At 69.9% G+C, this 6,969-nt stretch carries 4 protein-coding genes; 3 read left to right on the top strand and 1 reads right to left on the bottom strand.

What is annotated here, in order from left to right:
- Positions 1-208: DUF5110 domain-containing protein (locus tag BRX43_RS12220; protein ID WP_125995231.1), on the top strand; the 208-nt coding region annotated here is incomplete at its 5' end.
- A gap of 156 nt (positions 209-364) precedes the next feature.
- Positions 365-2,668, top strand: coding sequence for a glycoside hydrolase family 3 C-terminal domain-containing protein (locus BRX43_RS12215; RefSeq protein WP_125995229.1), 2,304 nt, complete (start codon positions 365-367; stop codon positions 2,666-2,668).
- Positions 2,669-2,697: 29 nt separating this feature from the next.
- Here BRX43_RS12215 and BRX43_RS12210 read toward each other — a convergent pair whose 3' ends face one another.
- Positions 2,698-3,180: an Lrp/AsnC ligand binding domain-containing protein gene (locus BRX43_RS12210; RefSeq protein ID WP_125995248.1), complete on the bottom strand. Its 483-nt coding sequence runs from the start codon at positions 3,178-3,180 to the stop codon at positions 2,698-2,700.
- A 102-nt stretch (positions 3,181-3,282) separates the two neighbouring features.
- On the opposite strand from BRX43_RS12210, the gene putA reads away from it, so the two are divergent.
- Entirely contained in the window at positions 3,283-6,903 is a 3,621-nt protein-coding gene (gene putA, locus BRX43_RS12205) for a trifunctional transcriptional regulator/proline dehydrogenase/L-glutamate gamma-semialdehyde dehydrogenase (protein WP_125995227.1), read from the top strand.
- Positions 6,904-6,969 lie beyond the last annotated feature (66 nt).

Here is a 6,969-nt window from a genome sequence, read left to right as displayed (position 1 = left end):
GCTGGCGAGCATCCGCGTCTATCCGGGAGCCGATGCCCGCTTCACGCTCTACGACGACGACGGCGTCAGCAACGCCTATCGGGACGGGAAAAACGGCAGCAGCGCGACGCTGCGCTGGGACGACCGCACCGGCCGCCTGACCGCCGATGGCAAACTGCCGACCGGGCAGAATGCCGCCTCGCTGGTGCAGGTGATGGGCCGCCAATAGCCCTGCGACCACGGCCGCCCGTCCGGTGCCGGGCGGCCGCCTCAACTGCCGGAGAGACCGCGGGTTTTCCCGATTGATGCACGCCCGACGCATCGCTTAGGAAGGTTGACCATCCCCTGCCCCCCGGCCCTACCCTATTCCCAATGTGAGACCCTGATGATCCGTCCGACCTTCTCGCGATTGCTGCTGTCCGCCGCCACGATCCTCGCCCTCGCGCCGGCCGGCATCGCCGAGGCTCAGACGACCAACAACGCGCCCCAGGCCGCCGCCGCCCCCACCGACGGCCCCAAGGAGCGGCCCTGGATGAACGCGGCCCTGTCGCCCGAACAGCGCGCCGACCTGCTGCTCAAGCAGATGACGCTGGCCGAAAAGCTGCAACTGACCTTCGGCTATTTCTCCACCCAGGCGGACTGGCTGCGCAACGCGACCAAGAACTGGGTCTTCCCCAAGGACGGGCTGCCCGGCTCGGCCGGTATCGTGCCCGGCATCGCACGCCTGGGCATCCCCGCCCAGTGGCAGACCGATGCCGGCGTCGGCGTCGCCAGCCAACGTGGGCCGACGCCGCGCCTGCGCACCTCGCTGCCCTCGGGCCTGGCGACCGCTGCGACCTGGAACCCGGAACTGGCGCAGGCCGGCGGCGCGATGATCGGCAACGAGGCCTTCCTGTCCGGCTTCAACGTGCAGCTCGCGGGCGGCATGAACCTGATCCGCGAGCCGCGCAACGGCCGCAATTTCGAATATGGCGGCGAGGACCCGCTGCTCGCCGGCATCATCACCGGTCATGAGATCCGGGGCATCCAGTCGCAGCATGTCGTCTCGACGATGAAGCATTATGCCTTCAACGATCAGGAGACGAACCGGATGGTCATGGACCATCGCATCGGCGAGCAGGCGGGGCGGCAGTCGGACCTGCTGGCGTTCGAGATCGCCAACGAGGTCGGCCAGCCCGGATCGGTGATGTGCGCCTATAACCGCGTCAACGGCGCCTATTCCTGTGAGAATGACTGGCTGCTCAACAAGGTGCTGAAGCAGGATTGGGGCTTCAAGGGCTATGTGATGAGCGACTGGGGCGCCACCCATTCGACCAGCGAGGCGGCGAATGCGGGGCTGGACCAGCAGTCCGGCTGGGCGTTCGACCGCTCCGCCTATTTCGCCGACGCCCTGCGCGAAGCGGTGAACAACGGCCATGTCAGCAGGGACCGCGCCGACGACATGGCGCGCCGCGTCCTCCATGCGATGTTCGCCAACGGGCTGTTCGATCACCCGGTCCAGGGCGACCAGTCCGCCAGGATCGACTATGCCGGCCATGCCGCCGTCACCCGCGCCGATGCGGAGGAAGGCATCGTCCTGCTCAAGAACCGGCCCGGCCTGCTGCCGATCGCCAAATCGGTCCGCTCGATCCTGATCGTCGGCAGCCATGCCGATGTCGGCGTGCTGTCGGGCGGCGGCTCCAGCCAGGTCTATCCGCATGGCGGCCCGGCCAACGGCCTGATCGTGCCCGACGAGCATCCCAGCGGCTTTCCCGGCCCAAAGCTCTATCACAATTCCTCACCGATGAAGGCCTTGCAGGCGCGCACCACCGCCACCGTCACCTATCTGGACGGCAAGGACGTGGCCGCCACCGCCGCCGCCGCGCGCAAGGCGGACATGGTCGTCCTGTTCGGCGAACAATGGACCGGCGAATCGCTCGACGTGCCCGATCTCAACCTGCCGGATGGCCAGGACCGGCTGATCGACGCGGTGGCCAGGGCCAATCGCAACACCGTCGTCGTGCTGGAGACGGGCGGGCCGGTGGCGATGCCCTGGCTGTCCAAGGTCGGCGCAGTGCTGGAAGCCTGGTATCCCGGCACGTCGGGCGGCGAGGCGATCGCGCGGGTGCTGACCGGCGAGGTCAATCCGTCTGGCCGCCTGCCCGTCACCTTTCCCGCCTCGGTCGCGCAACTGCCCCGGCCGGTGCTGGAGGGCGATCCCAAGCTGGACAGCGACTCGCACCCGGTCAGCGACTATGACAAGGAGGGCGCGGCGGTCGGCTACAAATGGTTCGAGAAGACCGGGGCCAAGCCGCTCTTCCCGTTCGGCTATGGCCTGTCCTACTCCCGCTTCGCGCTGAGCGGCCTGACCGCCGAGCCGAGCGGCCGCGGCATCTCGGCGCGCTTCACCGTCACCAATAGCGGCCCGGTCGCGGGCAAGACGGTGGCGCAGGTCTATGTCGCCGGACAGGGTTGGGAGGCGCCGCGCCGCCTGGGCGCGTTCCGCAAGTTCGACCTCGCGCCGGGGGCCAGCGACTCCGCCGCGGTGACGATCGACCCCCGGCTGCTCGCCACCTTCGATCCCGCGACGCGCAGCTGGCATGTCGCGGCCGGCCGCTACACCGTGACGCTGGCGGACTCGTCCGGCGATCCCGGTCGGTCGGTGACGGTGCAGCTCGGCGAATCGACCTTCCGCCATCCGGGGGAATGAACTGCCGGGGCGGCGGCGGTGCCGTCGCACTACAGGCCGCCGTCGCGGATCGTCTCCATCGCCACGAAGGTGGAGGTGTTGGCGACATGCGGCAGCGCCGATATCCGCTCGCCCAGCACCTCGCGATAGCGGCGGATATCGGCGGTCCGCACCTTGAGCAGATAGTCGAAGCTGCTGGCGATCATATGGCATTCCTCCACCTCGGGAATGCGCAGCACCGCGCGGCGGAACTCGTCCAGCGCCGCCTCGCGCGTGTCGGACAGCTTCACCTCGGTGAAGGCGATATGGTCCAACCCCAGCCTGGCCGGATCGATGATCGCGCGGAAGCCCAGGATATAGCCCTGGTCGATCAGCCGGCGCAGCCGTACCTGGCACGGCGTCTTCGACAGGCCGACCCGCTTCGCCAGTTCGGTGACCGACAGCCGGCCATCGGCGCGCAACGCCTCGACGATGCGGCGGTCGAACAGGTCGATCGGACCGGCAGGGGCGGGTTTGGCGTCCGTTCGATCCATCATCACCGCTCCGATAAGTGCGTTCGGCGCGAATTTGCCGTAAATCCGGACGGACCGCCAGCGCGATCATCATTATAGCGGGTGCGAGAGGATCGCCCGACCATGTCCCAGTTCGCCGCCCCCGCCTTCACCGACTTCGCCCCCCCGATCCGCCCGCAGGACGATCTGCGCCGCGCGATCACCGCCGCCTATCGCCGCAGCGAGGTCGAGTGCCTCGCCCCCCTGCTCGATGCCGCGACGCTGCCCGATGCGATCCGTCGCGACGCGACGGCGACCGCCACCGTGCTGGTCACCGCGCTGCGCGCCAAGCACAAGGGCACCGGGGTCGAGGGGCTGGTGCAGGAATATGCCCTGTCCAGCCAGGAGGGCGTGGCGCTGATGTGCCTGGCGGAGGCGCTGCTCCGCATCCCCGACACCGCGACCCGCGACGCGCTGATCCGCGACAAGATCGCCGGCGGCGACTGGCGCGCGCATGTCGGCGACGGGCGCTCGCTGTTCGTCAATGCCGCCACCTGGGGTCTGGTCGTCACCGGCAAGCTGACCGGCAGCGTCAATGATAGCGGCCTGGGGGCGGCGCTGACCCGGCTGATCGCGCGCGCGGGCGAGCCGGTGATCCGGCGCGGTGTCGACATGGCGATGCGGATGATGGGCGAGCAGTTCGTCACCGGCGAGACGATCGGCGAGGCGCTGAAGCGCGCCCGACCGCTGGAGGCGCGCGGCTTCCGCTACAGCTACGACATGCTGGGCGAGGCGGCGACCACCGCCGCCGATGCCGACCGCTATTACCGCGACTATGACACCGCCGTCCGCGCGATCGGCGAAGCGTCGGCGGGACGCGGCATCTATGCGGGTCCGGGCATTTCGATCAAGCTGTCGGCGCTGCACCCCCGCTATGTCCGCGCCCAGGCGGCACGGGTGATGACGGAGCTGCTGCCGCGTGTGAAGGCGCTGGCGCTGCTGGCCAAGCGCTACGATATCGGCCTCAACATCGATGCCGAGGAAGCCGACCGGCTGGAACTGTCGCTCGACCTGCTCGAAAGTCTGGCGACCGACCCGGATCTGGCGGGCTGGGACGGTCTGGGTTTCGTGGTTCAGGCCTATGGCAAGCGCTGCCCCTTCGTGATCGACTGGATCATCGCCCTCGCCCGGCGGGCGGGCCGGCGGATCATGGTCCGGCTGGTCAAGGGCGCGTATTGGGACGCGGAAATCAAGCGCACACAGGTCGACGGGCTGGCCGATTTCCCGGTCTATACGCGCAAGATCCACACCGACGTCGCCTATATCGCCTGCGCCCGCAAGCTGCTGGGGTCGCGCGATGCGGTCTTCCCGCAATTCGCGACGCATAACGCGCAGACGCTGGCGACCATCTACCAGCTCGCCGGCCCCGACTTCACGGTCGGCGATTACGAGTTCCAGTGCCTGCACGGCATGGGCGAGCCGCTCTATGACGAAGTGGTCGGCGCGGAGAAGCTCGACCGGCCGTGCCGCATCTATGCGCCGGTCGGCACGCATGAGACATTGCTCGCCTATCTGGTCCGCCGCCTGCTGGAGAATGGCGCGAACTCCTCCTTCGTCAACCGGATCGCCGATCCCGAGATATCGGTCGCGGACCTGGTCGCCGACCCGGTCGAGACGGTCCGCGCGATGGCGGTGCCGGGGCAGAAGAACCCGAACATCGCCCTGCCCCGCGACCTGTACGGCACGCGCGTCAACTCCGCCGGCATCGACCTGAGCGACGAAGCCGCGCTGGCGTCGCTCGGCGCTGCGATGAAGGCGACGGCGACGTGGCAGGCGGGCAGCCGGGGTGCGAGCCGGCCGGTACGCAATCCCGCCGATCACCGCGACATCGTCGGCACGGTGCAGGAAATGTCCGTCGCCGACGCGCAGGACGCCGCGCGCAGCGCCGCCGCCGCCGCCGAGCGCTGGGCCGCCCTGCCCCCCGCCGAGCGCGCCGCGATGCTCGATCGTGCCGCCGACATGATGCAGGCGCGGATGCCGGGCCTGCTGGCGCTGATCGTCCGCGAGGCCGGCAAGTCGCTGCCCAATGCCATCGCCGAGGTGCGGGAGGCGATCGACTTCCTTCGCTATTATGCCGATCAGGCGCGCTCGACGCTGGGTACGGCGCATCGCCCGCTGGGCGTCGTCACCTGCATCAGCCCGTGGAACTTCCCATTGGCGATCTTCATCGGCCAGGTCGCGGCGGCGCTGGTCGCGGGCAATGCCGTGCTCGCCAAGCCCGCCGAGGAAACCCCGCTGATCGCCGCGCAGGGGATCGCCATCCTCCATGCGGCGGGCGTTCCCGCCGATGTGCTGCACCTGGTGCCCGGCGACGGCGCGATCGGTGCGGCGCTGGTCGGTGCGGCGGAGACGCAGGCGGTGATGTTCACCGGCTCCACCGAGGTCGCCCGACTGATCCAGAAGGAACTGGCCAAGCGACTGCGCCCCGATGGCGCGCCCATCCCCTTCATCGCCGAGACGGGCGGTCAGAACGCCATGATCGTCGACTCCTCCGCGCTCGCCGAACAGGTGGTGGCCGATGTGATCGCCTCCGCCTTCGACAGCGCGGGCCAGCGTTGCTCGGCGCTCCGCATCCTGTGCCTGCAGGAGGAGGTCGCCGATCGCACGCTGGCGATGATCCGGGGGGCGCTGCACGAACTGTCGATCGGCCGCACCGACCGGCTGGCGGTCGATATCGGCCCGGTCATCACCGCCGAGGCGAAGGCGCATATCGAGGCGCATGTCGAGCGGATGCGCGCGGCGGGCCACCGCGTCGAACAGGTCGCGATGACCGATGCGACGGTACATGGCACCTTCGTCGCCCCGACGATCATCGAGATCGATGACATCGCCCGGCTGGAGCGCGAGGTGTTCGGGCCGGTGCTGCACGTCGTCCGCTTCCGCCGCGCCGATCTCGATCGGCTGATCGATCGGATCAATGCCACCGGCTATGGCCTGACCTTCGGCCTGCACACCCGGCTGGACGAGACGATCGCGCACGTCACGGCGCGGGTGAAGGCCGGCAATCTCTACATCAACCGCAACGTCATCGGCGCGGTGGTCGGGGTGCAGCCCTTCGGCGGCCGTGGCCTGTCGGGCACCGGGCCCAAGGCGGGCGGGCCGCTCTATCTCGGCCGGCTGGTCGCGGGCGCGGACCTGCCGCCGCCGGTGGTGTCGGACCAGGCCGATCCCGCCGCGCGCGAACTGGCGATCCTGCTGGAGGCGCGGGGCGAAACCGCCCTGGCCGCCCGCATTCGCGTGGCGATCGAGGCATCGATGCTGGGCGGCGCGGTGGAGCTGGCCGGGCCGGTCGGCGAGCGCAACCTCTATGCGCTGCACCCCCGCGGGCGCATCCTGGCGCTGCCCCGCACGCGCGACGGCCTGATCGAGCAGATCGGCGTGACCCTCGCCGCCGGCAACCAGCTGGTGATCGGCGAAGCGGGCGCCCTGCGCGAGGTGCTGGCGAGCCTGCCGCCCGGCATCACCGCCCGCCTCGCCTGCGTCGAGGATTGGCGTCACGAGGGGCCTTATGCCGGCGCGCTGATCGAGGGGGATGCCGACACGGTGGCGGCGGCGCTCGGCACGCTGGCCGAGCTGCCGGGACCGATCGTGCTGCCCCAGGCCGGCTCGGCCGGCTATCGGCTCGACTGGTTGGTGGAGGAAGTCTCCACCTCGATCAACACCACGGCGGCGGGCGGCAATGCCAGCCTGATGGCGGTAAGCTGATCGCGCGCGGGCCGTGCAGGCGGCCCGCGCCACCGCTTCCCCGGCCGGGCTTCCTGTGCGATGTCC

The organism is Sphingomonas sp. S-NIH.Pt15_0812, assembly GCF_003951315.1.
Classification (GTDB): domain Bacteria; phylum Pseudomonadota; class Alphaproteobacteria; order Sphingomonadales; family Sphingomonadaceae; genus Sphingomonas.
This window is presented reverse-complemented; position numbering and strand designations above follow the sequence as displayed.